The following is a 24,459-nucleotide window of genomic DNA, read 5'->3' as shown; positions in this document are numbered from 1 at the left end:
CAAAAGGGAGGCTTTCGCGATGGACCTGTGGGAACGGGCCGGCGCCCTGGACACCCTGGACCGCCAGGCGCACGACGCGCTGCACAGCGGCCGCATCGTGCTCGTGGCCGGCGAGGCCGGGATCGGCAAGTCGGCCCTGGTGCGGGAGTTCGCCCGGCGCCGCGGCCCGCAGGCACGAGTGCTGTGGGGCGCGTGCGATCCGCTGGTCACCCCGCGCGCCCTCGGCCCATTGCACGACGTCGCCCGGCAGACCGGCGGCCAGCTCGCCGAACGGCTGCGCGCGGGTACGTCGGCCGACGACGTGTTCGCCGCGGTACTGACCGAATTGTCGGGCCCGCAGCATCGCCGCCGCCTGACCGTTCTCGTCATCGAGGACGTCCATTGGGCCGACGAGGCGACACTCGACCTGCTGGTGTTCCTCGGCCGCCGGCTGGACCGGCTGCCGGTCCTGCTCGTCGTGACCTTCCGCGACGACGAGATCGGTGCCGTGCATCCCTTGCGGCGCGCGCTTTCCGCGCTTCCGCAGGCTTCGGTACGGCGAATGGCGCTCGCCCCGCTCTCCGCCGACTGTGTTGCCGAGCAGGCGCGGGCCGCCGGCCGGGATCCGGCCCTGGCCGGCCGCCTGACCGGTGGCAACCCGCTGCTGCTGACCGAGTTGCTGACCGCGGACCGCGGCGGGATTCCCGAGAGCGCCAAGGACCTGATCCTGCATCGCCTGGCCGGCCTGTCCGACGGCGCACGGCGCCTGGCGTACCTGATCTCGGTGATTCCGACCAGGGCCGAGCGAGCCGTCTTCGCCAGGCGCGTCGCGCTGGTCAACGAGTGCGTGGCGGCGGGGGTGCTGGTCAGTGACGGTGGTGGTGTGGCGTACCGGCATGAGCTGCTGCGCTCCGCGGTCGAGGACTCGCTGGTCGCCGCCCACCGCGAAGAGCTGCACCGGCACGCCCTGGAACTGCTCGGCGACAGCCCTGGCGTGGACCCCGGCAGGCTGGTCCACCACGCCCGCCTGGCCCATGACGCGGAGGCGGTCCTGCGCTACGGGCGCATCGCCGCCGAGGAGGCCGCGCGGCAGGGCGCGCACCGGGAGGCGGCCGACCACTACCGGGCCGCCGCCTTCCACGCCCACCGGCTGCCCGCCCGCGAACGGGCAGTCCTGCTGGAGGCCTATTCCACGGAGGCGTACCTCGTCGGCCGCATGGAGGAGGGGCTGCGCGCCCGGCAGACCGCGCTGGCGCTGCGCCGCGAACTCGACGAGCCCCTGCGCGTCGGCGAGAACCAGCGGTGGATCTCGCGGATGGCGTGGTTCGCCGGCGACGCCGTCCAGGCCCGCAAGGCGGCCGTCGACGCCGTCCAGACGCTGCTGGCCCTGCCGGAGGGGCGTGAGCTGGCGATGGCGTTCAGCAACCAGTCGCAGCTGCACCTGCTGGCGTACGAACTGGACGAGGCGATCGACCGGGGAACCCTGGCCCGGTCGGTTGCCGATCGGGTCGGCGACCGGCAGACCGCCTTGCACGCCATGGTCAACGTCGGCACCGCCGAACTCGCATTGGGTGTACCGGGAGCGGCCAGGCGGCTTCAGCAGGTGCACGAGGCCGCGGCTGCCCTGGGGTTTCTCGACGAGGCCGCGCGGGCGCTGACCAACCTGGCCGGTGTCACCTCCGGCGAACTGGCCGAGTACACCGAAGCCGAGCCGATCGCCGACCAGGCGCTGATGTTCGCCCTGGAGCACGAGACGGACGCCATCTACGGACTGGTGCTGGGCTATCGCGCGACGATCCGGTTCGTGACCGGCGACTGGCCCGGGGCGCTCAGCGACGCCGACGAGTCGCTGGCCCGGTCGGCGGGCGGGGTGAACGCCGTCCTGCCGCTGGTGGTCCGGGGACGGATCCAGGCCGCCCAGGGCCATGGCGATGCGTTGTCCACATTGGACGAGGCCGGGCGGCACGCGTCCGCCGTCGGCGACCTGCAGTCGATCGTCCCCGTGGCGGTGGCACGGTCCGAGTTCTTCCGCTGGAACGGGGATCTGGCGCGCGCCCGCGGCGAGGCCGAGCACGGGTTGCGGCGGCTGTTCCGGGTGCGGCACCGCTTCCACCTCGAAGAGCTGGGATACCAGCTGTGCCAGGCGGGCGGGCAGCCGCCACCCGACCTGAACCCCGCCAGTCCCTACACCCGGCTGATCGCCGGCGACTGGGCGGGTGCGGCGGACGAGTGGCATCGGCGGGGCAACCTGTACGGCCGCGTCGAGGCCATGGCGTGCGGTGACGAATCCGCGGCGGTGGAGTCCCTGCTGCTGCTCGACGAGATCGGCGCGACCGCCGCGGCGGCCCACCTGCGTGGCCGGATGCGCCGGCGCGGGTTCGCCAGGGTGCCCAGGGGGCCTCGCCGCGCCACCTCGGCTCATCCCGACGGCCTGACCCCGCGCCAGGCCGACGTGCTCGAGTTACTTGCACTGGGGCTGACCAATGCGGAGATCGCCGACCGCCTCACGTTGTCCCACAAGACAGTCGACCACCACGTGTCAGCGATCCTGGCCAAGTTCGCGGTGAGCACCCGCAGCCAGGCCGCGGCCAGGCACTGGCAGACGCGCCGAGGCGACCGACGTCGCGCCTCCCGGCCGGATGTCACCCCACCGGAATGATCAGCCCTTCGGCAGCGTCGTCGTACGCGCAGTTCACTCGTGCCTGCGTTTGACACATCGGGTAATCCGCGCAAGTCTGGGCTGGTAGGGCAGGCCGCCATCACATCCGCGGCCCCGCACGGCGGCCCGTCGCACATCCGCGGCGCCGTGCCTCGCATTGCTGCCAAATCTGGAGGAGCAACGTCGTCATGGTTTTGCTGACCGACCACGCAGTGACAGCCATCCAGACCCTGACCGCCCAGCCTGGTGCACCGGAGGGCGGCGGTCTTCGCATCGCCGCCGACGAGACCCGCGGTTCGCTGCGGCTGAGCCTGGCGTCCAGCCCGGCGCAGGGCGACGCGGTCGTGGAGGCGTCCGGCGCCCGGCTGTTCCTGGACCAGACGGCCAACGAGGTGCTCAACGACAAGACGCTCGACGCCGGTGCCGACACCGACGGGCAGATCGAGTTCACCGTCACGTAGCCGTCCGGCCTCGCTCCGATCGTCGCCAAGTTGCAGGTCGCCACCCGCACCGAGGCGATCGTCCGAGCCCGCGACGCCGGGCTCGGACGCGGCGACTGACGGCTCGGTCGCGAGGATCGCGCGAGCGAACCCGCTAACGGCTGATGTGCACCAGGCGGTCGGAGACGGCCTCGATGTCGGCCGCCGCCGTCACCAGGAGTTGGTGGCCGAGGTCGGACAAGGCCCGTGCTGCGGCCAGCTCATCGCCGATTTCCGGAATATCGTTGTCGGATGGGTGCAGCCGCGCCTCCCCGGTGCCCACGATGTGTGCGCTGTCCTCGGCGTGCAGGCGTGCTTCCGCGTACGTCTTGCCGTCGTCCTCGCCGATGAACACATCGACGGTCCAGTGCTTGGCCACGATCATGACAAACTCCACCGCTGTCCGCTTCGGATGCCCGGCCTTGCGGATGTCAGGTCTGGCGGGAACAGGGCCGAGACTACGCTCACCGCCGGGCGGTGCGGGGGTGAGTGATCGGGGCATCGTTCCACCGCCACCACTCCGACAGGCGGTGCTGCCCAGCACTTCGCCCCAGCGCGGCGAGCGAACCGGCGTGACAGCATCCCGCACCATGACGGACCTGCTATGAACACACGACGAGACGATGGCCGGCTGACGTTGTTCCTGTGCGGCGACGTGATGCTGGGTCGCGGAATCGACCAGATCCTGCCGCACCCCCTCGACCCGACGCTGCGCGAGAGCTACTGCCACGACGCCCGCGACTATGTCGCGCTGGCGGAGGCGGCGAACGGCCCGATCCCCCGCCCCGCCGCCTACTCGTGGCCCTGGGGCGACGCATTGGACATCCTGGCGGCAGCCGCGCCCGACGCCCGGATCATGAACCTGGAGACCAGCATCACCCGAAGCGACCGGTTCGCACCGGGCAAAGGGATCCACTACCGGATGAACCCCGCGAACCTGCCCGGCCTCACGGTGGCGCGGCCCGACGTGTGCACACTGGCCAACAACCATGTGCTGGACTTCGGACGCCTCGGCCTCCAGGAAACGCTCAGCACCATGACCGGCGCGGGGCTCCAGGTGGCCGGCGCCGGCCTGAACAGGCGCCAGGCCCAGCGGCCCGCCACCGTCACCGTCGACGACGGCCGGATCCTCGTGATCGCGTTCGGGACACCATCCAGCGGCATTCCCTCGTACTGGGCCGCGACCGACGACCGCGCCGGCGTCGACGTCCTGCCGGAGCTCTCCCGCAACAGCGCGCCGCGCCTCGCCGACCGGATCCATCGCCACAAGCGACCCGGTGACATCGTCGTCGCCTCCGTTCACTGGGGATCCAACTGGGGCTACGACATCCCGGACGAGCAGATCCGCCTGGCCCACCAGCTCATCGACAACGGCGCCGACATCGTGCACGGCCACTCCTCACACCACCCCCGGCCGATCGAGGTGTACCGCAACCGGCTCATCCTGTACGGCTGCGGCGATCTCATCAACGACTACGAAGGCATCGGCGTCCACCGGCAGTACCGCGACGACCTGCGGCTGATGTACCTGGCGTCGATCGCGCCCACCGGCGAGCTGGCATGCCTACGCATGGCGCCGACGCAGGCCAGACGCATGCAGCTGCACCGCGCCTCCCCGGAGGACACCCAATGGACACGGACCGTCCTCGGCTCGGTCAGCCGCCGGTCCGGCGTCCGGATCGACGCCGCCCCACCCGGGATGCTCACCCTGCGACCGAACTGACCGCGCCGAGCGTGGCCGTATCGGATGACCTCGACCGGGTGATTCGTCGGCGCGATCTCCGACATTACGCGTCGAGGACGGCCGATGGATGCCTATCGTGCGGGCATGACGACGGTGCGGGTGGCCACGTTCAACCTGGAGAACTTCGACGAGACGCCGGCGGGGCAGCGGCCGTCGCTGGCGGAGCGGATCGCGTTGATGCGGCCGCAGATCCAGCGGCTGCGCGCGGATGTCGCCTGCTTCCAGGAGGTCCACGGTCAGGAGCGACCCGGCGTACCCCGGGCGCTGCTCGCGCTGCGCGACCTGCTCGACGGCACGAACCTTGCCGGCGCGAGCGTGCTCAGCACCAAACCCCAGGACGACGACGTCTACAACGAACGCAACCTGGTGGTCGTCACGCACCTGCCGGTCCTGGCCCGCCGGCAGCTGCGCAACGACCTCGTCGCCGCCCCGATCTACCGGCGGCTGACCGCCGTCCCGGTCGACGCCCAGCCCGTGCAGATCGGCGTGGAACGGCCCATCCTGCACGTCGAACTCGACCTCGGCGCCAGCGGCCACCTGCACGTGATCAACGTGCACCTCAAGTCGAAGATCCCGACGCCGATCCCCGGCCAGATGATCGACAACTACACCTGGCGAAGCGCGGACGCCTGGGCCGAGGGCGTGTTCGTCTCATCCATGAAGCGCATGGCCCAGGCGTTGGAGGTCCGCCGGCTCGTCGACCAGATTCTCGACGCCGACCCGACGGCCCGCATCGTCGTGGCCGGAGACTTCAACGCCACTCCCGACGAGGTTCCCGTGCTGGCGATCCGCGGCAACGTCGAGGACACCGGCAACGGCGATCTCGCCGCGCGGATCCTCGTCCCGATCGAGCACAGCATCCCGCAGTCGTCGCGGTACACGCTGTTCCATCAGGGCCGGGGCGAGATGCTCGACCACATGCTCGTCACGCGGAACCTCCTCGCCCACTACCGCGGTTCGGAGATTCACAACGAGGTCTTGCACGACGAGTCGGCATCGTTCGCCACCGACCGCAAGTACCCCGAGTCCGACCACGCTCCCGTCGTGGCGACGTTCGACCTGCCCTGACCGTGTGGGCTCCGTCAGCCGGGCCGTCCCGCGCGCTTCGCGTCGATGAACGTGCGGAGGCGGTCGATCGGCCAGGTGTTGACGACGTCGTCGGGGGTGAGCCAGCCGCGCTGGGCGGTGCCGATGCCGTAGCGCAGGTGGTCCAGGTGTACCGGGGCATGCGCGTCGGTGTCGACGGCGAACCGGACCCCGTACCGCTTCGCGCGGAGGATGAGCTCGTCGGGGAGGTCGAGCCGGTCGGGGAAGCTGTTGATCTCCAGGATGGTGCCGGTGCGGGCGGCGGCGGCGAACACCGCGTCGAGGTCCGCGTCCAGCGGTGGCCGCTTGCCGATCAGGCGGGTGGTCGGGTGCCCGAGGACGGTGACGTAGGGATTCTCGCACGCACGGACCAGCCGCCGGGTCAGCTGTGCGGCCGGCTGGGTGAAGTGTGAGTGCACCGACGCGACGCACAGATCGAATCCGGCCAGGAACGGGTCCGGCCAGTCCAGCTCGCCGTCCGGGCCGATGTTGAGCTCCGTGCCGTGCAGCAGTACCGGGCCGTCGCCGGTCTCGAGCTCCCGCAGCGCGCGGCGCTGTTCGAGCATCTTGTCGTCGGTCATGCGCTGCATCGGCATGTTCTTGGCGTGGTCGGTGACCGCGTAGTACTCGTAGCCGCGGGCCCGCGCCGCGGCGACCATGTCGGCCAGCGGCGCCACGCCGTCCGTGAGGTCGGTGTGCGTGTGCAGGTCGCCGCGGATGTCCTCCTGGGTCACCAACGCCGGCAGGGCCCGGTCGCGGGCCGCCTCGACCTCGCCCCGGTCCTCCCGCAGCGGCGGCGGGACCCACTGCAGCCCGAGCCGCTCGTACACCTCCTCCTCGCTCTCGGACGCCACGAGGCTGCCGTCGTCGGCGCGGAACAGCCCGTACTCGGAAAGCTTGAGCCCGGCGCGGACGGCGAGCTCACGGACGCGCACGTTGTGCGGCTTGGAGCCGGTGAAGTACTGCAGCGCCGCACCCCACGACGCGGTCGGGACCACCCGCAGGTCGATCTGCAGGTCGCCGCGCAGCCGTACCGACGACTTCGTCGCGCCCCGGGCCAGCACGTCGGTGACCGCCGGGAGGTGGGTGAAGGTGTCCATCAGCGGGCCCGACTTCGCCGCGGCGGCGAGGATGTCGACGTCGCCGACGGTCTCGCGGAACCGGCGCAGCGAGCCGGCCCAGGTGCACCGCACGCACCCCGGCACGCCGCGCAGCGCGTGGACGACCTGCTCCGCGGCCTCGGTGGCGACCGACAGGAGCACCCGGCCGTGGCTGCGCTCCAGCAGTTCGATGCCGTGCAGGATGTTCTCGGCCGCCTTCGCGCCGAACCCCCGGTGACCGGACAGCTTGCCGGCGACGATCGCGTCCCGCAGCTCGTCGATCGAGGCCACGCCGAGCTCGTCGTGCAGCTGCACCGCCCGCTTCGGACCCAGCGTGGGAATCCGGGTGAGCTCGCGCACGCCGCTGGGCACCTGCAGCCGGAGTGTGTCCACCGCGGCGACGTGGCCGGTGTGCAGGTACTCGGTGATCTTCTCGGCGATCGAGGTGCCGACGTTCGGGATCTGCCGCAGCCCGCCCGGGTCCATGCTCGCCACGTCCAGCGGGTGACCGGCGACCGCGCGGGCCGCCTTCTCGTACACCCGGCTCTTGAACTGCTCCCCGCCGGTGATCGCCAGCAGATCGGCGTACTCCTGCAGCAGCGCCGCGACGCCGTCGTTCCCCCGCGCCATGCCGCCAAGTCTAGGCGGGCACGACCCGGATCGGACGGGCTACGGCGATCCCGGGGCATCGTCCGATGTGGACAGGCAGGCGGTCACCGGTCCAGCGGCGGATGGTCGTGTGCTTCCCGCGCGGCAAGGATGGCCATGTCTCGCCGGTACTGTTCGGCCGACAGGTAGCCGGCGAGCAGCCACTCGGTCAGCACGGCCTCGACCCGCTCGCCCTGCAGCGAGTCCGGCGGCGACCCGAGCGGCTCCCGGCTGCGGCGCCGGGCGATCCAGGCGCTGCCGGACGACAAGATCGCCACCGCCAGCAGGACGATCAAGAAGACGGTGAACTCCACCGCGACCACCCCCTGCCGGCATCAGGGCTCACATCCAAGCCTTGCTCAGCCGGTTTCCAGCAGCAACCGGTTTCGCGGCGGCGCGCCGCTGGACGTACACCTCTGAGCCGTTGCGAGCCGGTGTCACCCTGGGCCGGTGGACGGGGGAGGTCGCACGGCGAGGCTGCGGGCGTTGGCAGCGGTCGCGATGTCGGCCGGGTTCTGGGTGCTCGCGGCGGCGCTGCCCATCGGGCTCGGCTGGCTGGCGGTGCGGTCGTGGATGAGGGTTCCGGGTTCGGGTGTACCTGAGTTCCTGAGCCTCCTCGCGGTCACGGCCGGGGTGAGTGTGGCGGTCCCGGTCTGGCAGCTGCTGCGCGCGCGGCCGGACCCGCCCGACGAAGGCGTCGCGGTGGACGAGGCGGCGGCGCCGGAGCTGTGGCGGCAGGTCCGTGAGCTCGCCGCCGCGGTCGGCACCCGCCCGCCCGACGAGATCCGGCTGGTCGCGCGCGTCAACGCGTCCGTGTGGGAGGACACCGGCCTGCTCGGTCTGCGCGGCGGCCGACGGCACCTGTACGTCGGGGCTCCGCTGCTGTTGGTCTGGCCGGTCTCGCGGGTGCGCGCCCTGCTGGCCCACGAACTCGGCCACTACTCGACCGGCTGTACAGCTGGGGCGAACTCCGCGACGCCGTGAACGCGCTCGCCAACCGCGACGGCGCGGCACTGATCCGCCGGCTCGGCCCCGCGACCCGCCGGGCCGACCGGCGTCACGCCAACTAGCTCGCCGCCACCGGCGGCCCCACAGACGACGAGTTCCTCGACTCCGTGCTCGACACGGTCGCCGGCGGCCGGCCGCGCACCGCCCACGAGTGGCTGCTGCACCTCGGCGACGCCGTCACCGACACGGTGGCCGCCCGGGCGCGGCTGCGCGGCCGGTACGACGCCCGCTCGGACAGACACGCGTACAACGGCCTGGCCGACCCCGGCTCCGCGAACGCCGTCCGGGCCCGGATTCTGGCCGCCCTTGCGGCGGGCGACCTCGACGGCTCCGACGTCGCGCTGGGCATGATGCTGTGGGCCACGGAATTGTCCGGCCAGGTCCTGGGCCGGCGCGCCGTGCTGGCCCGGTGGCAGCTCGGCCACTTCGGCACCCGGAACACCATCGCGCGGGCGGTCCGCATCGTCACCGGGATGGGCTCCCGCACATCGAATCCGTGACCGCGGTCGCCGTCGTAGGGTTGCGGAATGAGCCAGGCCAACAGGGCGATCGTGTACACGGAGTTCGGTGACGCGTCGGTGCTGCGTGAGGTCGACCGGGTGATCGCCGAGCCAGGCCCCGGGGAGATCCGGGTGCGGGTGGTGATCTCCGGGGTGAACCCCACCGACTGGAAGCAGCGCACCGGGGCCACGGCCACGTCGGACATCCCCGCCGAGGGTGCCGTGCCCAACCAGGACGGGTCCGGCATCGTCGACGCGGTCGGCGCCGGGGTGGGCGGGTTCGCGGTCGGAGACCGGGTGTGGCTGATGCTGGCGGCGTATCAGCGGCCGGGCAGCGGCACGGCGCAGCAGTACACGGTGGTGCCCGCCGACCGGGTGGCGCCCCTGCCCGACGGCGCCGGGTTCGAGGCCGGCGCCTGCGTCGGCGTGCCCGCGATGACCGCGCACCGGGCGCTCACCGTCCACGACAGTGCGCCGGCGCGGCTCGCTCCCGGCGCGCTCGACGGTGTCAGCGTGCTTGTCGCCGGCGGGGCCGGAGCCGTCGGCAACGCAGCGATCCAGCTTGCCACGTGGGCCGGCGCGTCGGTGGTCGCGACTGTCAGCGGGCCGGAGAAGGCCGCGCTGGCCCGTGCTGCCGGGGCGGGCCGGGTGGTGAACTACCGGGAGCCCGACGCGGCTGCCCAGATCCGCGACGCGTTCGGCGGCGGGGTCGACGTGATCGTGGAGGTGGCCGCCACGCACAACGCCGAGCTGAACCTGTCGGTGCTGCGCCCGGGCGGCACGATCGCCGTGTACGCCGACGACGGCAGCGGCGGCCCGCTCGCGGTCGACGTGCGCCGGCACATGGTGCTCAACGTCCGCTACCAGTTCGTGCTGTTGTACACGGCGGGCCGCGACGCTCTCGCCCACGGCGCCGCCGCCGTCACCGCGGCCCTGGCCGACGGAGGCCTGCGCTTCGGCGCGGACGCGGGCGTGCCGCTGCACGTGTTCCCGCTGGCGGAGACGGCCGCCGCCCACGCCGCCGTCGAGGCGGGCACGGTCGGCAAGGTACTGATCCGGGTCGATCAGTCCACCACCGGCTGACCACCCTCCGAGCCGCCCGGGCCTTCCAGCTCGGGGATGTCGACGTATCGATCCGCTCCAGGCCGGGTGCACCTCCCCGACGCAGCTGCCTGCCAATGACCGTGAGTCGACCGCCTCGGCAGATCACGGCTCAGCACCCGCCGAAAGGCCGAAGGCGATGGTTGGGCGGGAGCTTGCGCCGTAATCCCGGGAGATGAGCCGGCCCGGGCGCTGGTTTCACTCTTCGGCCGACCGTGGGTGAGTTTTACCGGGGGCGATCCCACCGGTCGGCGTAGTTGGCTAAACAATGATGGTGAAGCGGGATGGTCGGCTACTGACACTCACGGGCTTGCGGTGGGCGGCTGCTGTAGCAGTGTTCGGGCAGCACATACTGGAACAGTTTTTCAACCAGCGCCTGGATGCGTCCAAGCCCATCAGGTCGTTCATCTGGGCCGCCCTCGTCAACGGCGGCGCCGTAGGCGTCTCGTTCTTCTTCGTACTGTCGGGCTTCGTCCTGACCTGGTCGGCAAGGCCCGGGGACCGGGCTCGGACCTTCTGGTGGCGGCGTTTCGTCAAAATCTACCCCGCGACATTCGTCACGACGCTGGCGGCAATTGCTGTCGTCGGTGGTGTCAGTACGACGCAAATCGTCACTCACCTGACGCTGAGCCAGAGCTGGACATCCAGGGCAGACATCTTCGCCGCGCTCAACCCGGTGACCTGGTCACTGGCCGTCGAGGTGTTCTTCTACCTGTGCTTTCCGCTCCTGCTGTCATTGCTGCGACCGGTGAAGCCGATCGTGCTGTGGTCGATGGCCGTGATGATGGTCGAAATCGTCGTTGCAGCGGCCGTGATCCTCGTCCATCTGGATCACACGACCGCGATGTGGCTCGCGTACATCTTTCCTCCCGTACGGCTGGCTGAGTTCATCCTCGGGATTGTCGTGGCCCTGCTGGTCCGTGCCGACGCATGGCGCGGGCCGGGACTACGGTGGGCGCTGCCGATACTGGGGGTGGCCACCGGGGCCGGCCTCCTCGTGCCGTTCCCGGTCAACCAACATGCGCTGACCCTCATACCCGTCGCCATGGTTGTGGCAGCCGCGGCCCGAGCCGACCTCAGCGGCGCCCGAACCTTCTGGTCCCGACCCGGCATGCTGTACCTCGGCAATCTGTCCTTCGCGTTCTATCTCGTCCACCTACTGGTGATCATCGGGGCTGACCGGCTCGGCCTGCTCCCGCAGCACGCACCGCTCCCGGTCGCGCTGCTCGTCACCAGCCTGCTGTTCGCCGCAAGCTTCGTCGCCGCGATGCTCGTCCACCACGGCGTCGAACTGCCGGCCGCCCGCCTGCTCCGCGCCGACCTGAGGTTGCGAAGCGACACGCGAACACCCCCCGCCAGGCACCGGGCGGCCAGACACCGTGCAGTGCGCGGCTCGCGCCGACCTGTCTCGTCCCGGCCCGTGCTGCAGGGTCAGCCGGTACTGAGCGTGCCGATCCAACTGAGCCGGACATCAAGGTCGCCCAGCGCAGTTCGTTGAGGTTGGCCACGGGCCACGAGGGGTACCGGCTGGCGATCCGTGGTCAGGTCCAGGCCACGACGATTGGGTTGTGTTCGCGGGGCAGGACGAACCGGCCGGCGGCTGGATCGGCTGCGGGCAGGACAGCGGGCATGGTGAAGGCGACGGTCCTGGTGCGGAAGTGTGTGTTCCAGTGGCGGATCTGGTCGGCGGTTTCGTCGGCGAGGGTGTCGCTGGTGGGGCCGTGGCTGATGACGCCTACTTCGTAGAGTTTGATGCCGTCCGGGGCGGTCGACGCGGGCCGGGTGGTGAGGTAGGCGAGGTCGGCGCCGCGGACGGTGGCCATGGATCCCCATGCGAACGAGGGTGTGACGGTGCCGCGATGGGCGGCGGCCCGTGCGACGTTCATGCGCATGAGCGCGTTGCCGAGGGTGCAGGCCAGCCACAGGTCCATCCAGGCGGTTGGCACCTCGCCCTGGATCAGCACGCCGGTCCACTGCTCGTGTCGTGCGGTGTCGAACACGCCGGCGAGCGCGGCCGGGTCTACGGTCTGGTCCTGGTGGACGTGCAGCTGGACGGCGTGGTCGTCGGTGAGGTGGACGAGCTGGTAGGCGTCGGCGCCGATGCCGCGCAGGGGCATGAAGGCGGCGGGTTCGCTGTTGACGGCGTGCCACCCGTCGGGGCCGCGTTCGAAGGCGATGCAGCGGGTGGTGGTGCCGCGCAGGCGCAGCGGGACGAGGAGCCGGCCACCGGGGACGAGTTGGTGGAGCCAGGCGTCGGGGATCTCGTAGGCGCCGACGGTGGCGACGGCTCGGTCGTATGGGGCGTAAGGGGTGTGGCCGAGCGCTGCGTCGGCGAGGACGACGTCAGTGTTGCTGACGCCGGCTTCAGCGAGGTGGGTGCGGGCGACGGTGACGATGTCCATGTCGACGTCGAGGGTGGTGACGTGGCCGTGTTCGCCGACGACGGCGGCGATGAGGGCGGCGTTGTAGCCGGTGCCGGCGCCGGCTTCGAAGACGTTGTGGCCGGGGTGCAGGTCGAGTTGTTCGAGCATGGTGGCGACGATGCTGGGCTGGCTGGCGGCGCTGATCGTCGTACCGGCGGTGTCGTGTTTGGTGGGGATGGCGTCGTCGGCGTAGGCGCGTTGCACGGGCACGCCGGGCAGGAACCGTTCGCGTGGCACGCCGCGCAGTGCGGCGATGACCCGGCCACTGCGAGCGGTGCCGTTGCGGATGAGCCGGTCGACGAGTTCGTGGCGCAGCTGCTCCGCCGCCGACCCGGCGGTCCGGGCGGCGGGTTCGCCGGGGTCGTTGGGGCGGATCTGGGTCGTCACGGTGGGCACCTTCCTGAGCGCTGCTGCCAGCTCGTGCCGCCCGGCTGCTCAACTGGCCCGCGGTCGGACGACGAGTTGCGTGGTTGTGACGCAAGTAGCGTCAGGTCCCGGGAGAAGACCTATCGACACCGTACGATCACGTGAAGGAGGAGGGCAGATGAGACGATCGCGCAAGTTTGGACTTGGCGTCAATGTCGGTGTCCTGGCTGTCGCGGCGGTGGCCATCGGCGTCGTGCCGGTTTCAACGCCTTCTCCCGGCGGGCGTGACGCTGATTTCAGACGCGCCGCCAACGACGGTTTCAAGGAGTACCCGACGCTTGGTCTGGTGGGCAGGCCTGCACCCGACGCCCTGAAGGCGCGCGCAGCTGTCGACGCCGGGGCCGCGGTTGACCGTACGCGGAATGCAGGCTTCGGCCCCGACCTGACCCCCGGCACGCCGCAGGTCGAACTGCTGCTGATCTCCACGCAGCACAAGGGCCACGACGAGTCGCTGAAGCAGCAGGAATTCACGGACAACCTTGAGTGGGTCGTCACGTACGAGGGGACACGGCCGACGGTTCATGGTCCGTTGCACCTCGATCCGCAGTTCCGGGCGGCCGCGATGAATCTTGAGTGCGACATGGTGTTCTTCGTCGATGCGGTGACCGCCGAGCTGCTGCACGGGGCGCTCCAAAAGTGCTGATCGTTGAGCTGGCGGCGCGCCCTCCGTGAGCCGGTCGGCCGGAGCGGACGGCGGCGGTTGGTAAGGGCGGGGCTACCAGGAGCAAGCGACCGCGCATGCCCTACCATCGGCCCGTCCATCAACTCGGATCGAACTGTTCGGGGGAATCATGACGGTACCGTCGCAGCCGCCAGCAGAGGTCGTCACGCCGCCGTCGAAGGTCGCGGAGCTCGCGACCAACCTGCGGCTGGGCCCGCTGGCGGCCGGCCGGAAGGGCGGCGGCGCGATCGCGACCCTGGCCACGGGCGCGATCCTGGCCGGCGGCCTGTTCGGGGTCGCCGCGCTCATCAACGCGCTCCCCGAGAGCTTCCACGTGAAGGCACTGGCCCTGGTGGCCGTGCTGGCCGTCCTGGCGGCCATCGGCGTCACGGTGCTGACCTTCTACATGCTGTTCAAGGGCTCCGCGTCACTCTACGCCTACGCCGGCGGCATCGTCTGGGCCGGGCGGGGCCGCCCGAGCGGCGCCGGCTGGGCCGACATCGACACGCTGTACGTGACCACCCGCGGCGCCAAGGAGTCCTCGGCCGACGTGGTGCTGTTCGACGGCCGCAGCGTCACCGTCGAGGGCCACGGCAAGGAGGACCCGGACCCGCTCTTCACCGAGCTGCGCCAACGGCTGGCGGCGCACCACCGCCCGGTCCGCGTCGGCGCCTTCGCGGACCAGCGGTCGCGGCCGGAGAAAGAGACCGCGCTCGACGACCGTCCCCTGGCGGTGATCTCGGTCGTGATCGGGGTGTTCGCCTCGCTGGCACTGGGCTTCGGCCTGTGGAAGGCCGGCCTGCCGGGGCCCGTCGCCGCGATCATCGCCCCGACGGTCTACGCCCTCCTGGCGATCGCCCTGGGGCTCGCCGTCGACGACCGGCTGGTGAAGGTCGGCTACGCGTTCCTGGTGGTCGCCGGGATCGTCGTGCTGTCGGTCGCCATCAAAATCCTCGACGAGTACAACTGGGCCGTTGTGGCGGTCGCGGTCCTCGCCGTCGAGGGCGCGATCCTGGCCGTGTGGCAGGCGGTCTACGTCCGGCTGCCCGCCCGACGGCCGACCGCCGGGCGCAAGCGGCTGGCCGCGAAGGCGGCGTGGCAGTACACCTCGGAGATCGCCGTTCCCGTCGCCGGTCCGCGCACGGCGGGCCGGCTGCTCGGCGTCCCCGCCGACGCGCCCACGACGACCGGGGCCGACGCGGTGCACGGCACCGCCAACGGGCTGCCGGTGATGGTGTTCGACCGCTGGCGGCGCGCGCCGCGCATCACCGACCCGGTGCAGACGGTGTGGGTGGTGCGGCTGCCGATCACGCTGCCGTTCCTGGCCTCGGCGTACTTCAGGCAGCACGACAAGCTGAGCGCCACGCTCGATGCGTTCTTCGGGTCCCCCGCCGCCGACGGCCCGCCTGAGCAGCACGCGGCCGATCCGGAGATCGCCCGCCTCGTCGCCGAGTCGCCGGCGCGCACCGCGATGAACGACCTGCGCCTGCCCCGGACCTGGTGGGTCGACGGCGACTGCCTGTATGCCACCGACGCCGGAGGGGCCGGCCCGGACACGGAGCGCACCTACGCGGAGAACCTGACCGCGCTGGCCGCGGCGTTCCCCTGGCCGGCGCTCCAGGCGCGCCGGTGATGCGGTCCCGCTCGGGCGGCCGAAGCCGTGGGTGAGGTCGATCGTATCGACCTCACCCCGAGCAAGCACGAAGGTGCACCGCTGCGGGTGTGACCTTGACTCGGCTCAGCGGCCGAGTTGCCGCTCCAGCTCTTCGAGCACGTCGATGATCTCCAGTCTGTCGGTACCGGCGGGCATGATGCGCGTCGTGCCGTAGGCGAGCTCGACCAGAGCCGAGCGCGCGGCAGCGAGTTCGCCTGCGGTGGCGTCCAGTTGATACCAGGATGCGTTGGTCGCTGGGACGATCTCGTTGCGCAGCCGCACGGCAACGGTCCGCGCCGTGCCGGCGTCCGTGCCCGTCCGGGTCTCCCACTCGTCGTCGCCGAGATCGTCCAGAGCGATGTCGATGACGCTCGCCAGCAGGTGAAGCAGCCGCGGATCGCTCGCGAGCCGGATGCCGGTCGGGACAATCCGCACGACGGTGCGAGTGATCGGCACGTCGTCCAGGCCGACGTGGTGTTCACCCAGCATGAACTGGACGTTCTGGCGCTGCCAGCCGCGGGCAAGCTGCAGCGCGGTCATGCCGTCGGCGCTGACGGTGTCGATGGCGGCACCGGCCAGCAGGAGGGCTGCGATGACACGCTTTTGGTTGCGTTCGACCGCGTGCATCAACGCCGTACGCCCTCGCCCGTCACAGGCGTCCGCGTCGGCGCCGGCCTGCAGGAGCACGTCCACCGCGGCGTGATCGCCGCGCCGGGCGGCCACGACGATCGCCGGTGTCGCGTCGGAACGCTGCTGGTTGGCGTCCGCGCCGTACGCAATGAGCAGGCGCAGCGCCGCCGGGGCGACCGATCCCATGACCGCGGTGATGAGCGGTGCCTCCTCGGTCGGACCCACGGCCGCCTCCGCTTCCAGGAGAACCCGCAGCGTCGCAAGAACCGCCGGCGACGGGCGAAACGCGGCATAGGACACGGCCTCGGTCAGCACGCTGGACCTGGTGGCGGGCTCCGCCGCCAGCGCTCCCCTAGCGATGAGGGACTGCACTACGTCCGGGTGCGCCCCGATCACGGCAGCACGCAGCGGCGACGCGGCATGAGGATCGGCGGGGCCAACCCGGGCGCCGCGGTCCAACAGCAGCCGTGCGATGCCCGACCGGCCGCTGCGCGCAGCCTCGGCCAGCACCGACCCGCGGAACCGGCCGACCGTCGCGTCCGGGTCCGCCCCATCGGCCAGCGCCCGCCCGACGGCCGCCTCGTCACCGGCCCGCACCGCCTCGACCAGGCGCTGATCGGCAGCGTGATTCATCGGTCATCACCACCCATCGGGTCAGTGAACGCTCGCAAGTGCAGCCGTGCTGCCACGTTGCCGGCGAACCAGGCGAAGAACTCGCTGTTGCGGTCGAGGCCGGCACGGACCGTGTCGCACCAGTCCTGCAGGTCGAGCACCGAGAGGTACTGCTGCACGATGTGGTCCCGTTGTTCGGTGGTGCATCCGGATCGTTCCGGACTCTTGTCCGCCAGATGGTCGGCGATGACCGCCGCATCGACGTACCTGTTCACGGTCGGGGTTTGCCTGCCGAGGTGCGCGGCATGTGCGGCGAGGGCGATGGGCGCCGGCGGATAGTGCTCGAGGGTCATGCCCACGCCACGGCAGCCAGCCATGATCTTCAGTAGCCGGCCGGTGTGATCGACCAGGTCATCGTCGACCTCGGTCCCGACGATCGCTTCGTGCAGGTGGGCCGCGGTGGCGACCTGGCCGGCGAAGTACCCGTTGAGGAAGTCGCCGTCGCAGGCGTGGCGCAGCAGCCATTGACGGGAGCTGTAGACGCCGTGTCGGCAGAGCGCCTCGATGACGTAGACCCGCCCCCAGCCGGCAACCCGCTGGGCCAGCCACAGCAACGCCTGTTCGCCTGCCCGGCGACGTCGCAGCGCCTCGGCGGCCAACGGCCCGAACCGGTTCGACAGCAGGCCGATGGTCTGGATCAGCGGGATGTCCTCCTCCGCCCAACCCGCGGCGAGCAGTGCCAGCCCGACGGTGGCAGAGCATTGATCAGTGCTGTGCCGCACCAGCCACCGGCCGGTCCGCTGAACCCGCTGCCGGTCCGCGCGCAGCGCTGCGGCGGCGATGTGTTCGTTGTGGTGGATCGGGACATCGACGTCGTGGAACGCGTCGGCAAGTTCGCTCGGTGGCGCGTCGGCCCGGCCGAAGTGCACGTCGAGAATGGCGGCCACGTCGACGCCGTGGAGCCGCCGATCTTCCGGAGCCTGCGGTCGTTGCCGCCGGCGGTGTGGTTCGTCGTCCGGATACGGTTCGCCGTCACGCGGCAGGGGCGAGTCCGGATCTTGCTGATGCAGGCGTAGAGCGTGGTCGAACAGGGTGGTCCGGGGTCCGAGCGATCCAGGCTCGGTCGTCACGCTCACCGGCGGACGGAGGACTCGATTCTTTCGATCATGGCCGGGATGATGCCAGCTCGTTCCCGCCAGGGCAAGTACCGCACGCCGTGTCAGGCATCCCGGCGAAGACCTCGGTACTCACGCTGGTGGGCGGGGTACCAGAGCGACGAGGAGCAGCAGCGGTACCAGTGCGGTCATCGTTGTGGTGAGGCCGAACTGATCGGCGCCCCAGCCGATGAGGCCTGGGCCGAGCAGGATGCCGGTATAGGTGAAAGTGCTCAACCGCGACACCAGCGTCGCTGTGGGCGCGCCCGGCAGTCGGCCGACGGCGCTGAAGCTCAGCGGTATCAGCACCGACGAGCCCAGCCCGGCCAGGGCGAAGCCGGCCACCGCCGCGGCGGGGTGCGGCGTCAGCACAGCGGCCGCGAAGCCGCCGGCCGCGATCATTGCGCCCAGGCGGAACAGCGTGTTGCCGCCCCAGTGGCTGGTGAGCCGGTCGCCGACGAGCCGGCCCAGCGTCTGGCCGCCGGTATAGGCGGTGATCGCGGCCGCGGCCAGGGCGAGGGTGGCGTGCCGCTCCTCGTGCAGGAAGATGCCGCCCCAGCCGAGTGCCCCACCCTCGCAGATCATGAGTACCGTGGCGGTCAGGCCCAGCACGAGCAGGGCGCGACTCCAGCCGGTCCGCAGGCCCGTCCCGCCCGCCGGGTCGTCCTGGCCGGCCGCGTCGCTGGTCTCGTCCTCGGTGCCTGCGGCTCCCGGCAGCCTGGGACCCAGCACCAAGCCGGCGGCGAGCAGGAGGGCGCCGGCGGTGATGAGGTGGGCGTCGAGCGAGACTCCGGCGTGGGCCAGGGCGGCGGTGGACAGCGAGGCGACGACCGCGCTGACGCTCCAGGCCGCGTGGCAACTGTTGAGTAGCGGTCGGCCGGCCCGGCGCTCGACGGCCACCGCGCTGGTGTTCATCGCCGCGTCGGTGGTGCCGTGGACCGCGCCGAGCACAGTTGTCAATGCGGTCAACGACCACGGGCCGGGCGCGACGGCGATGCCGGCCAGCAGCAGCGGCATGACCGCAAGCGTCACGCGCAGCACCGCCCGGGCCCCCACCCGGGCCGTCAGCGGCCCGACGACCTGCATGCAGGCCAGCGCGGCCAGCGCGAACAGCAGTCCGGTGAACCCGAACCACCCGTCAGTGAGATGGAAGGTGTCCTTGACTGACGGTGCCCGGACGATGTACGTCGACAGCGTGAGCCCGTTGAGGAAGAACACGGCGATCACGGGCCACCGCCCTGAAGCCGCCCGCACAGCTGGTTGATCGGCCGTGAGCTGCTCGTTGATGGTCATGCAGGTCCCCCGCCTCCGGTACGGACCCGGACGGGCCCACCTTGACGACGATCGGCAGCCGATAAATCGGACAACCCCTGCCGGCGGAGCTAGGCGGACGCCTGTTGACTGGAGTCGATGGCGCGCTGATACCGCTCCGACAGTTTGCGCAGCGCGTCCACGAGCTCCGGGGAGTCTATGATCGTGAAGTCCGCATCCAGCATGCCCAGATAAAGGGCGAGCATCTCCGGATGGTCCGAGCCCGGCTCGAAGGAGCACCGGTCGTTGCTCAGGGGCTGGATCTCCACGGGGATCGGCAGCCGACCCTGCACGTATTGCGCGGGTGCGTGCACGACCACCCGCGCCCGGTACCGCCAGGTCGCCTCGTCGACCCTGCGTGCCAGCTGCGTCGCGATCTCCCGGTCGGGCGGTAGGGCGCGGGGCGTGAAACGCGGCCCCGTCGGCGTCCGCGGCTCGATCCGGTCGACCCGGAAGGTACGCCAGGCGTCCCGGTCCACGTCCCAGGCCACCAGGTACCAGCGGCGCCGGTCGTTCACCAGGCGGTACGGCTCCACGGTGCGCCGAGTGGCCGCCCCGGAGTGCGCCTGGTAGTCGAACCGGAGCAGCTCGTGGTCCCGGCAGGCGCTCGCGATCGCGGTCAGCGCATCCGGATCGACCTGCGGGCCGGGTGATGGCGTCGGCAGCGTGTACGACTGGAAGGCGCTGATCCGGTGGCGTAGCCGCGAGGGCAGCACCTGTTGCAGCTTCGCCAGTGCACGGACCGAGGTCTCCTCGATCCCCGCGATCGAGCCGCTCGCAGCGGTACGGAGTCCGACCGCGACCGCCACCGCCTCCTCGTCGTCGAGGAGCAGCGGCGGCAGGGCGCCGCCCTGGCCGAGGCGGTACCCGCCGGCGACACCCGGCCGCGCGTCGACCGGATAGCCGAGCCCGCGCAACCGGTCGATGTCGTTGCGGATGGTACGGGTGGTGACGCCGAGTCGGGTGGCGAGCTCGGTGCTGGTCCAGTCGCGCCGGGCCTGCAACAGGGACAGCAGGCGCAGCAGCCGAGCCGAGGTCTCCAACATTCTCCAATCCTGCGGGCAAACTAGGAACGATATCTTCCTATATTGTCTCTAGCCTTCTCCGCGTGCGCCCGTCCGTACCGGCCCCGCCGACAAGGAGAAGCACGATGAGCAACGGCATTCAGCCCTTCCGCATCGAGATCCCCCAGTCCGACCTCGACTACCTGCACGACCGTCTCGCCAACGCCCGCTGGCCCAGCGAGCTGCCCGGCGTGGGGTGGACCCGCGGCATACCGCTGGACTACCTGGCGGAGCTCGCCGAGTACTGGCGCATGCAGTACGACTGGCGTGCCCAGGAGGCGCGGCTCAACCGGTACCCACAATTCATGACCGAGATCGACGGCCAGCGCATCCACTTCCTGCACGTCAGATCCAGCCACGCCGACGCGAAGCCGCTGCTGATCACGCACGGCTTCCCGAGCTCCGTCGCCGAGTTCCTGCACCTGATCGAACCGCTGGTCGACCCGGCCTCGGGCCAGGCCTTCCACGTCGTTGCGCCGTCCCTGCCCGGGTACGCCTTCTCGACCCCGCTGAGCGCGACCGGCTGGGCGATGGGTCGCACCGCACGCGCCTGGGTCGAGCTGATGCGCCGGCTCGGCTACGAGCGCTACGGCGTGCACGGCGGCGACATCGGCGCGGGCGTGTCCGGCACGGTCGCCGGCCTCGACGGCGAGCATGTGATCGGCGTTCACGTGGTGACCGATCCGCTGACCGCCGCGAACGTGGCCACGTTCCTGCCCGGGATGGCCGACCGGCTCAACGAGAACGACCCGGTCGACAAGCTGATCCTGGACCGGATGGACGCGTTCACGACGGATGGTTCCGGCTACCTGGCGATCCAGAACAGCCGGCCGCAGACCATCGGCTACGGCCTGGTCGACTCACCGCTGCTGCAACTCGCCTGGATCGCCGAGAAGGTCCACGAATGGACCGACCTGCCGGTCGACCGCGACCAGCTCCTCACCACGGTGAGCCTGTACTGGTTCACCGGCTCCGGCGCCACCGCCGCGCACACCCTGTACGAGCAGGCGCACTCGTCCGACTGGGGCGCGCCGCCGGCCGTACCGCAGGGCTTCGCAGTCTTCGGCGCCGACGAGACGGTACGCAAGCTGGTCCCGGCACCGGCCGACGCGCACTGGACCGAGTTCCAGCGCGGCAGGCACTTCCCGGCGATGGAGGCCCCGGCCCAGCTCGCAGCGGACCTGCGGGCCTTCTTCGGGCCGCTACGGTGATCGATGTCCCAAGCCATACCTGGGACTGTGGACCCGTCTGCAGGGTGTCGTCAGCTGGGCAGCCGCCAGACGCTCAGGTCGTTCGGAGTAGGTCCCGTGGTCAGCCAGGTGCCGTCACCCCATCCCAGCGGGCCCGAGGAAACCTCCATCGGGTACCGCACCTGGCCGAGCACCTCCAGCGCGTCCACGTCGATCAACCAGTGCCGGATACCCGTCTCGCCGTGCCCGTAATAGCTCGTGCTGGCCACGAGAGTGCGGTCATCGACGAGGCCGTACTGATGCAGGTCCCAACACGCCGACGCATCCGTGGGCGGGAGCATGTCGGCGAACAGCGTGCCGACCACCGTGTGATCGGCCGTGTCGTGCACGGTCAATTCGTGGCATCGGCTGTGGCCGACTGTAAGGAACGTCCGACCGGCAGGCCCGGCGGCGACCAGCACCTCGTCGTCGCCGGCCAGCCGAGCGATCCTGAGTTCGCCATCCTGCCAGCGTCCCCACAATGCCGGTGAGCCGTCCTGCCCCTCTCCCACCGACAGGCCCATGACAGCCGGATCGGGGTGGGGGATGTGATGCGACCCTGCCGCATATGTGGCGGTGGCGGCTCGGCCCGTCACAGTCCCGTCTGACACATCGATCATCAACCAGGCCTCAGCGCCGGACCCGCCGATGGCCTTCGAGCCGTCGTCGCCGGCCAATGGCCCCCGCACATGGGCCCAGACCGTCCGCGCTCCGACGCCGAAACCGACGGAACCGTGACCGGGGTAGCGGTGGTCCGCATCGCCGGCGTAGTCGCCAGCCGACTCGTGGAAGTCTCCACAGGCCCAGCAGGCATGCGGAATCTCCCAACGCGTCAGGCCGTCCGGCTCCACCGCACGTGCTGCATGAAGCCCGGCGAACACCGCAACGTCGAGGCCGGGCGCCACCGCGTCAACGCCGCCGGCATCACGCGGCCACGGCGCCGGGAACGACACGACCGGGGCGTTGTCGCCGGTGGTCGGACGGTCCAGGTCGTACACCGTCAGCTCGGTGTCAGTCCGGACAATGACCAACCGCCGGTCCGGCGGACCCGGCACGAGCGGTCCCTGGATTTGGCTGGGCAACAGCATCGCAGTGACCAACCGCGGGACGATCTCCATGCTGAGGATCATCTCGCAGCGCCCGCTGCGGCCGTCATCCCCACGCTGTGCGCGGGCAACACGATACCTTCGTAGCCGATATATTGGACGGCATGGACCTGCCGCTCAGGGAGCCAACCTTCCTGATCCTGACCGCGCTCGCGGCCGGGCCGCTGCACGGATACGCGATCATCGCCGAGGTGTCCACGCTGTCCGGCGCCCGTGTCGGCCTGCGGCCGGGCACGCTCTACGGTGCGCTGGACCGGCTCACCGACGACGGTCTCGTCGAGCCGGGCGCCGAAGAGATCGTCGACGGTCGGCGGCGACGATACTACCGGCTGACCGACGCCGGCGACGCCACCCTTCGCGCGGAGACCGCACGGCTGCGCGCCAACGCGGAGGCGGCCACCGCCCGATTGCGGGTCCGCGACGCGCGGGCCGCGGGCAAACTCGCTGGAGGTTTCGCGTGAGTGGTGAGCTGGAGCGGCGTTACCGTGCCCTGCTGCGCGCCTATCCCGCCGCCTACCGGGCCGAACGCGGCGACGAGATCGTCGACACGTACCTCGACCTCGCCGCCCCGGGCCGACGGTGGCCCAGTCCGGCCGACGTCGCCGACCTGGTGCGCGGCGGTGTGCGGCAGCACCTGCGCGCTGCCGGCGCGACCGGCCTGCCGTCCGCGCTGCCGATCGCGGCGACGATCGCACTGGCGCTCAACACGGTGATGGCGGTGTTCTGGTTCGCGTTCGTCGAGTCGACCCGCGTGACCGTCCACGGTACCGACTCGATCACACCGTCGCCGGGGTACGGGTTCGGTCCGTTCGCGTCGCTGGGTGTCGTCGTCTGGGGATGCTGGGCAGCGGCAGCGGTCGCCGCGCTCGCCGGCCGCGCCCGGGCGTTGGTCGCGCTGGCGCTGGCGGCGACCGTGCTGGTCGCGCCGGTGTCGGCGGTGCTCGATCTCTTCCGGCCGCCGGCCATGCTCCTGCTACCCATGATCGCCCTGGGCGTGGTCGCGCTGGCGGTACCGCGGCGTCCCCGTTTCACTCCGGCGCTCGCGGGTCTGGCGAGCACGGCGTACACCTGGCCGACGATGTTCATGACCAGCTACACCCCTGCCGACTACTACCCTGTGGTCGGATTTCTGCCGCTCGCCGCCGGGCTTCTGGGGTTGGCCGTCCTGAGTGCCGGGGTCCCTCTCGCCGCCCGCCGCGACCCGCGGGCGTGGTGGCCGGCGCTGATCCTGCTCGGCCCGTTCCTGCTACTGCTCGTCAACGAGCTGGCGCTGCTCGCGACCGGCAACAACCGCAGCCCGCAGGCGTCGATGCCGTCCCTGATCGCGATGGCCGTGGCCGTCACCGGCGTGACGGCGCTTGTCTTCGCAATAATTCTGGGGGTACGGCAACGCCGGCGCACGTGGCCGGACGTCACATGAGAGCCACGGTGCCTTGAGCCGTCCCAGGCGCGGATCCGGGCGACGTCGCTGTCGTCGCGTGGACGGGCGATGATCAGTGTGCCTGACCGCAACGGCCGGGCAGTTCGACGATCACCCACATGGTCGCCATCGGCTGTCGTTTCGGCCTACCGCGAGCGGGCAGCGGCGGCTCGTACGGAAGGCGCTCACCCCGCAGCTCCTGCGCGGTGAGCATGACCAGTCACCGCCCCCAGGAGCTGAGACGAGTCGCAGGTTTCAGTGTCGGCGCGGTTGCCGGTCATGGTGAACGACGAGGAATCCTTCATGGCGATGTCGGACTACGGGGTGGCGATCGGATCAGCACGCCGGGCGCGGCCGTGATACGACACAAGATCGATGTCAGGGCCCTGCCGGCCAACTCGGCCAAGGCGCTCGACGAGCGCTTCCAGGCGGCCACGCCGCTGCGGCGTCTCCTCAACAAGGTCT

21 protein-coding genes and 1 pseudogene are annotated in these 24,459 nt (G+C 71.0%); 13 read left to right on the top strand and 9 right to left on the bottom strand.

Annotated elements, in window-relative coordinates:
* The first annotated feature begins 19 nt into the window (after positions 1-19).
* Both ABZS66_RS15450 and ABZS66_RS15445 read left to right on the top strand, forming a co-directional pair.
* Positions 20-2,638 carry an AAA family ATPase gene (locus ABZS66_RS15450; protein WP_354757927.1) on the top strand — a complete coding sequence of 873 codons (2,619 nt, stop codon included), beginning with the start codon at positions 20-22 and terminating at the stop codon, positions 2,636-2,638.
* 188 nt (positions 2,639-2,826) lie between these two features.
* A complete protein-coding gene (locus tag ABZS66_RS15445; RefSeq protein WP_354757925.1) occupies positions 2,827-3,099 on the top strand; it encodes an adhesin in 273 nt (90 codons plus the stop codon).
* A gap of 133 nt (positions 3,100-3,232) precedes the next feature.
* Here ABZS66_RS15445 and ABZS66_RS15440 read toward each other — a convergent pair whose 3' ends face one another.
* Positions 3,233-3,502, bottom strand: coding sequence for a DUF1876 domain-containing protein (locus tag ABZS66_RS15440; protein WP_354757923.1), 270 nt, complete (start codon positions 3,500-3,502; stop codon positions 3,233-3,235).
* Positions 3,503-3,721: 219 nt separating this feature from the next.
* Here ABZS66_RS15440 and ABZS66_RS15435 point away from each other — a divergent pair, with 219 nt between their 5' ends.
* Complete coding sequence (locus ABZS66_RS15435; protein WP_354757921.1) at positions 3,722-4,840, top strand: CapA family protein; 1,119 nt, start codon at positions 3,722-3,724, stop codon at positions 4,838-4,840.
* Between the two features lie 105 nt (positions 4,841-4,945).
* A complete protein-coding gene (locus tag ABZS66_RS15430; RefSeq protein ID WP_354757919.1) occupies positions 4,946-5,929 on the top strand; it encodes an endonuclease/exonuclease/phosphatase family protein in 984 nt (327 codons plus the stop codon).
* A 14-nt stretch (positions 5,930-5,943) separates the two neighbouring features.
* Here the strand turns inward: ABZS66_RS15430 and polX are convergent, their stop codons facing one another.
* Together polX and ABZS66_RS15420 are read right to left on the bottom strand one after the other, a co-directional pair.
* Positions 5,944-7,677, bottom strand: a complete 1,734-nt coding sequence (gene polX / locus ABZS66_RS15425; protein WP_354757917.1) for a DNA polymerase/3'-5' exonuclease PolX — start codon at positions 7,675-7,677, stop codon at positions 5,944-5,946.
* An 83-nt stretch (positions 7,678-7,760) separates the two neighbouring features.
* Positions 7,761-8,009 carry a hypothetical protein gene (locus ABZS66_RS15420; protein ID WP_354757915.1) on the bottom strand — a complete coding sequence of 83 codons (249 nt, stop codon included), beginning with the start codon at positions 8,007-8,009 and terminating at the stop codon, positions 7,761-7,763.
* Between the two features lie 136 nt (positions 8,010-8,145).
* Between ABZS66_RS15420 and ABZS66_RS15415 the strand changes: the two genes are divergently transcribed.
* The 4 genes and pseudogenes from ABZS66_RS15415 (at position 8,146) to ABZS66_RS15400 (ending at position 11,802) form a co-directional block, all read left to right on the top strand.
* Positions 8,146-8,679, top strand: coding sequence for a M48 family metallopeptidase (locus ABZS66_RS15415; protein ID WP_354757914.1), 534 nt, complete (start codon positions 8,146-8,148; stop codon positions 8,677-8,679).
* Between the two features lie 107 nt (positions 8,680-8,786).
* Positions 8,787-9,203: pseudogene (locus tag ABZS66_RS15410) on the top strand (GPP34 family phosphoprotein); the annotation flags it as partial.
* 27 nt (positions 9,204-9,230) lie between these two features.
* Entirely contained in the window at positions 9,231-10,286 is a 1,056-nt protein-coding gene (locus ABZS66_RS15405; protein ID WP_354757912.1) for an NADPH:quinone reductase, read from the top strand.
* Positions 10,287-10,572: 286 nt separating this feature from the next.
* A complete protein-coding gene (locus ABZS66_RS15400; protein WP_354757910.1) occupies positions 10,573-11,802 on the top strand; it encodes an acyltransferase in 1,230 nt (409 codons plus the stop codon).
* A gap of 43 nt (positions 11,803-11,845) precedes the next feature.
* Here the strand turns inward: ABZS66_RS15400 and fxlM are convergent, their stop codons facing one another.
* Positions 11,846-13,114 carry a methyltransferase, FxLD system gene (fxlM, locus tag ABZS66_RS15395; RefSeq protein WP_354757908.1) on the bottom strand — a complete coding sequence of 423 codons (1,269 nt, stop codon included), beginning with the start codon at positions 13,112-13,114 and terminating at the stop codon, positions 11,846-11,848.
* Between the two features lie 157 nt (positions 13,115-13,271).
* Here fxlM and ABZS66_RS15390 point away from each other — a divergent pair, with 157 nt between their 5' ends.
* On the top strand, positions 13,272-13,796 hold the full coding sequence (locus ABZS66_RS15390) for a hypothetical protein (protein ID WP_354757906.1): 525 nt from the start codon (positions 13,272-13,274) through the stop codon (positions 13,794-13,796).
* 148 nt (positions 13,797-13,944) lie between these two features.
* On the top strand, positions 13,945-15,447 hold the full coding sequence (locus ABZS66_RS15385; RefSeq protein ID WP_354757904.1) for a hypothetical protein: 1,503 nt from the start codon (positions 13,945-13,947) through the stop codon (positions 15,445-15,447).
* A 105-nt stretch (positions 15,448-15,552) separates the two neighbouring features.
* Here the strand turns inward: ABZS66_RS15385 and ABZS66_RS15380 are convergent, their stop codons facing one another.
* The 4 genes from ABZS66_RS15380 to ABZS66_RS15365 form a co-directional block, all read right to left on the bottom strand.
* The gene (locus ABZS66_RS15380; RefSeq protein WP_354757903.1) at positions 15,553-16,731 is read right to left on the bottom strand and encodes an ankyrin repeat domain-containing protein; all 1,179 of its coding nucleotides are present in this window, start codon (positions 16,729-16,731) and stop codon (positions 15,553-15,555) included.
* Positions 16,728-17,657, bottom strand: a complete 930-nt coding sequence (locus ABZS66_RS15375; protein ID WP_354757901.1) for a hypothetical protein — start codon at positions 17,655-17,657, stop codon at positions 16,728-16,730. Before ABZS66_RS15375 ends, ABZS66_RS15380 begins: the two co-directional genes overlap by 4 nt.
* A 300-nt stretch (positions 17,658-17,957) precedes the next feature.
* Positions 17,958-19,157 carry an MFS transporter gene (locus ABZS66_RS15370; RefSeq protein WP_354757899.1) on the bottom strand — a complete coding sequence of 400 codons (1,200 nt, stop codon included), beginning with the start codon at positions 19,155-19,157 and terminating at the stop codon, positions 17,958-17,960.
* Positions 19,158-19,246: 89 nt separating this feature from the next.
* On the bottom strand, positions 19,247-20,221 hold the full coding sequence (locus ABZS66_RS15365; RefSeq protein ID WP_354757897.1) for a YafY family protein: 975 nt from the start codon (positions 20,219-20,221) through the stop codon (positions 19,247-19,249).
* 104 nt (positions 20,222-20,325) lie between these two features.
* Between ABZS66_RS15365 and ABZS66_RS15360 the strand changes: the two genes are divergently transcribed.
* The gene (locus tag ABZS66_RS15360; protein WP_354757895.1) at positions 20,326-21,450 is read left to right on the top strand and encodes an epoxide hydrolase family protein; all 1,125 of its coding nucleotides are present in this window, start codon (positions 20,326-20,328) and stop codon (positions 21,448-21,450) included.
* A gap of 50 nt (positions 21,451-21,500) precedes the next feature.
* Here the strand turns inward: ABZS66_RS15360 and ABZS66_RS15355 are convergent, their stop codons facing one another.
* The gene (locus tag ABZS66_RS15355; RefSeq protein WP_354757893.1) at positions 21,501-22,586 is read right to left on the bottom strand and encodes a hypothetical protein; all 1,086 of its coding nucleotides are present in this window, start codon (positions 22,584-22,586) and stop codon (positions 21,501-21,503) included.
* A 92-nt stretch (positions 22,587-22,678) separates the two neighbouring features.
* Between ABZS66_RS15355 and ABZS66_RS15350 the strand changes: the two genes are divergently transcribed.
* Positions 22,679-23,035 (top strand): PadR family transcriptional regulator, encoded by a 357-nt coding sequence (locus tag ABZS66_RS15350; RefSeq protein WP_354757891.1) that lies wholly within the window; start codon positions 22,679-22,681, stop codon positions 23,033-23,035.
* Positions 23,032-23,994, top strand: coding sequence for a hypothetical protein (locus tag ABZS66_RS15345; RefSeq protein ID WP_354757889.1), 963 nt, complete (start codon positions 23,032-23,034; stop codon positions 23,992-23,994). The genes ABZS66_RS15350 and ABZS66_RS15345 overlap by 4 nt, the downstream gene beginning before the upstream one ends.
* Positions 23,995-24,459: the final 465 nt, after the last annotated feature.

Source organism: Dactylosporangium sp. NPDC005572 (genome assembly GCF_040605515.1).
In the GTDB taxonomy this organism is placed as follows: Bacteria; Actinomycetota; Actinomycetes; order Mycobacteriales; family Micromonosporaceae; genus Dactylosporangium.
The sequence above is the reverse complement of the archived record's forward strand: the minus strand, read 5'-3'. Positions and strand labels throughout refer to the sequence as shown.

Bases quoted from the DNA above. Each gene is read 5' to 3' on its own strand.
- ABZS66_RS15355 (WP_354757893.1), bottom strand. From the start codon at position 22,586: ATGGAGATCGTCCCGCGGTTGGTCACTGCGATGCTGTTGCCCAGCCAA.
- ABZS66_RS15430 (WP_354757919.1), top strand. From the start codon at position 4,946: ATGACGACGGTGCGGGTGGCCACGTTCAACCTGGAGAACTTCGACGAG.
- ABZS66_RS15390 (WP_354757906.1), top strand. From the start codon at position 13,272: ATGAGACGATCGCGCAAGTTTGGACTTGGCGTCAATGTCGGTGTCCTG.
- ABZS66_RS15435 (WP_354757921.1), top strand. From the start codon at position 3,722: ATGAACACACGACGAGACGATGGCCGGCTGACGTTGTTCCTGTGCGGC.
- ABZS66_RS15450 (WP_354757927.1), top strand. From the start codon at position 20: ATGGACCTGTGGGAACGGGCCGGCGCCCTGGACACCCTGGACCGCCAG.
- ABZS66_RS15365 (WP_354757897.1), bottom strand. From the start codon at position 20,221: ATGTTGGAGACCTCGGCTCGGCTGCTGCGCCTGCTGTCCCTGTTGCAG.
- ABZS66_RS15385 (WP_354757904.1), top strand. From the start codon at position 13,945: ATGACGGTACCGTCGCAGCCGCCAGCAGAGGTCGTCACGCCGCCGTCG.
- ABZS66_RS15440 (WP_354757923.1), bottom strand. From the start codon at position 3,502: ATGATCGTGGCCAAGCACTGGACCGTCGATGTGTTCATCGGCGAGGAC.
- polX (WP_354757917.1), bottom strand. From the start codon at position 7,677: ATGGCGCGGGGGAACGACGGCGTCGCGGCGCTGCTGCAGGAGTACGCC.
- ABZS66_RS15350 (WP_354757891.1), top strand. From the start codon at position 22,679: ATGGACCTGCCGCTCAGGGAGCCAACCTTCCTGATCCTGACCGCGCTC.
- ABZS66_RS15370 (WP_354757899.1), bottom strand. From the start codon at position 19,157: ATGACCATCAACGAGCAGCTCACGGCCGATCAACCAGCTGTGCGGGCG.
- ABZS66_RS15360 (WP_354757895.1), top strand. From the start codon at position 20,326: ATGAGCAACGGCATTCAGCCCTTCCGCATCGAGATCCCCCAGTCCGAC.
- ABZS66_RS15400 (WP_354757910.1), top strand. From the start codon at position 10,573: ATGATGGTGAAGCGGGATGGTCGGCTACTGACACTCACGGGCTTGCGG.
- ABZS66_RS15445 (WP_354757925.1), top strand. From the start codon at position 2,827: ATGGTTTTGCTGACCGACCACGCAGTGACAGCCATCCAGACCCTGACC.
- ABZS66_RS15380 (WP_354757903.1), bottom strand. From the start codon at position 16,731: ATGAATCACGCTGCCGATCAGCGCCTGGTCGAGGCGGTGCGGGCCGGT.
- ABZS66_RS15405 (WP_354757912.1), top strand. From the start codon at position 9,231: ATGAGCCAGGCCAACAGGGCGATCGTGTACACGGAGTTCGGTGACGCG.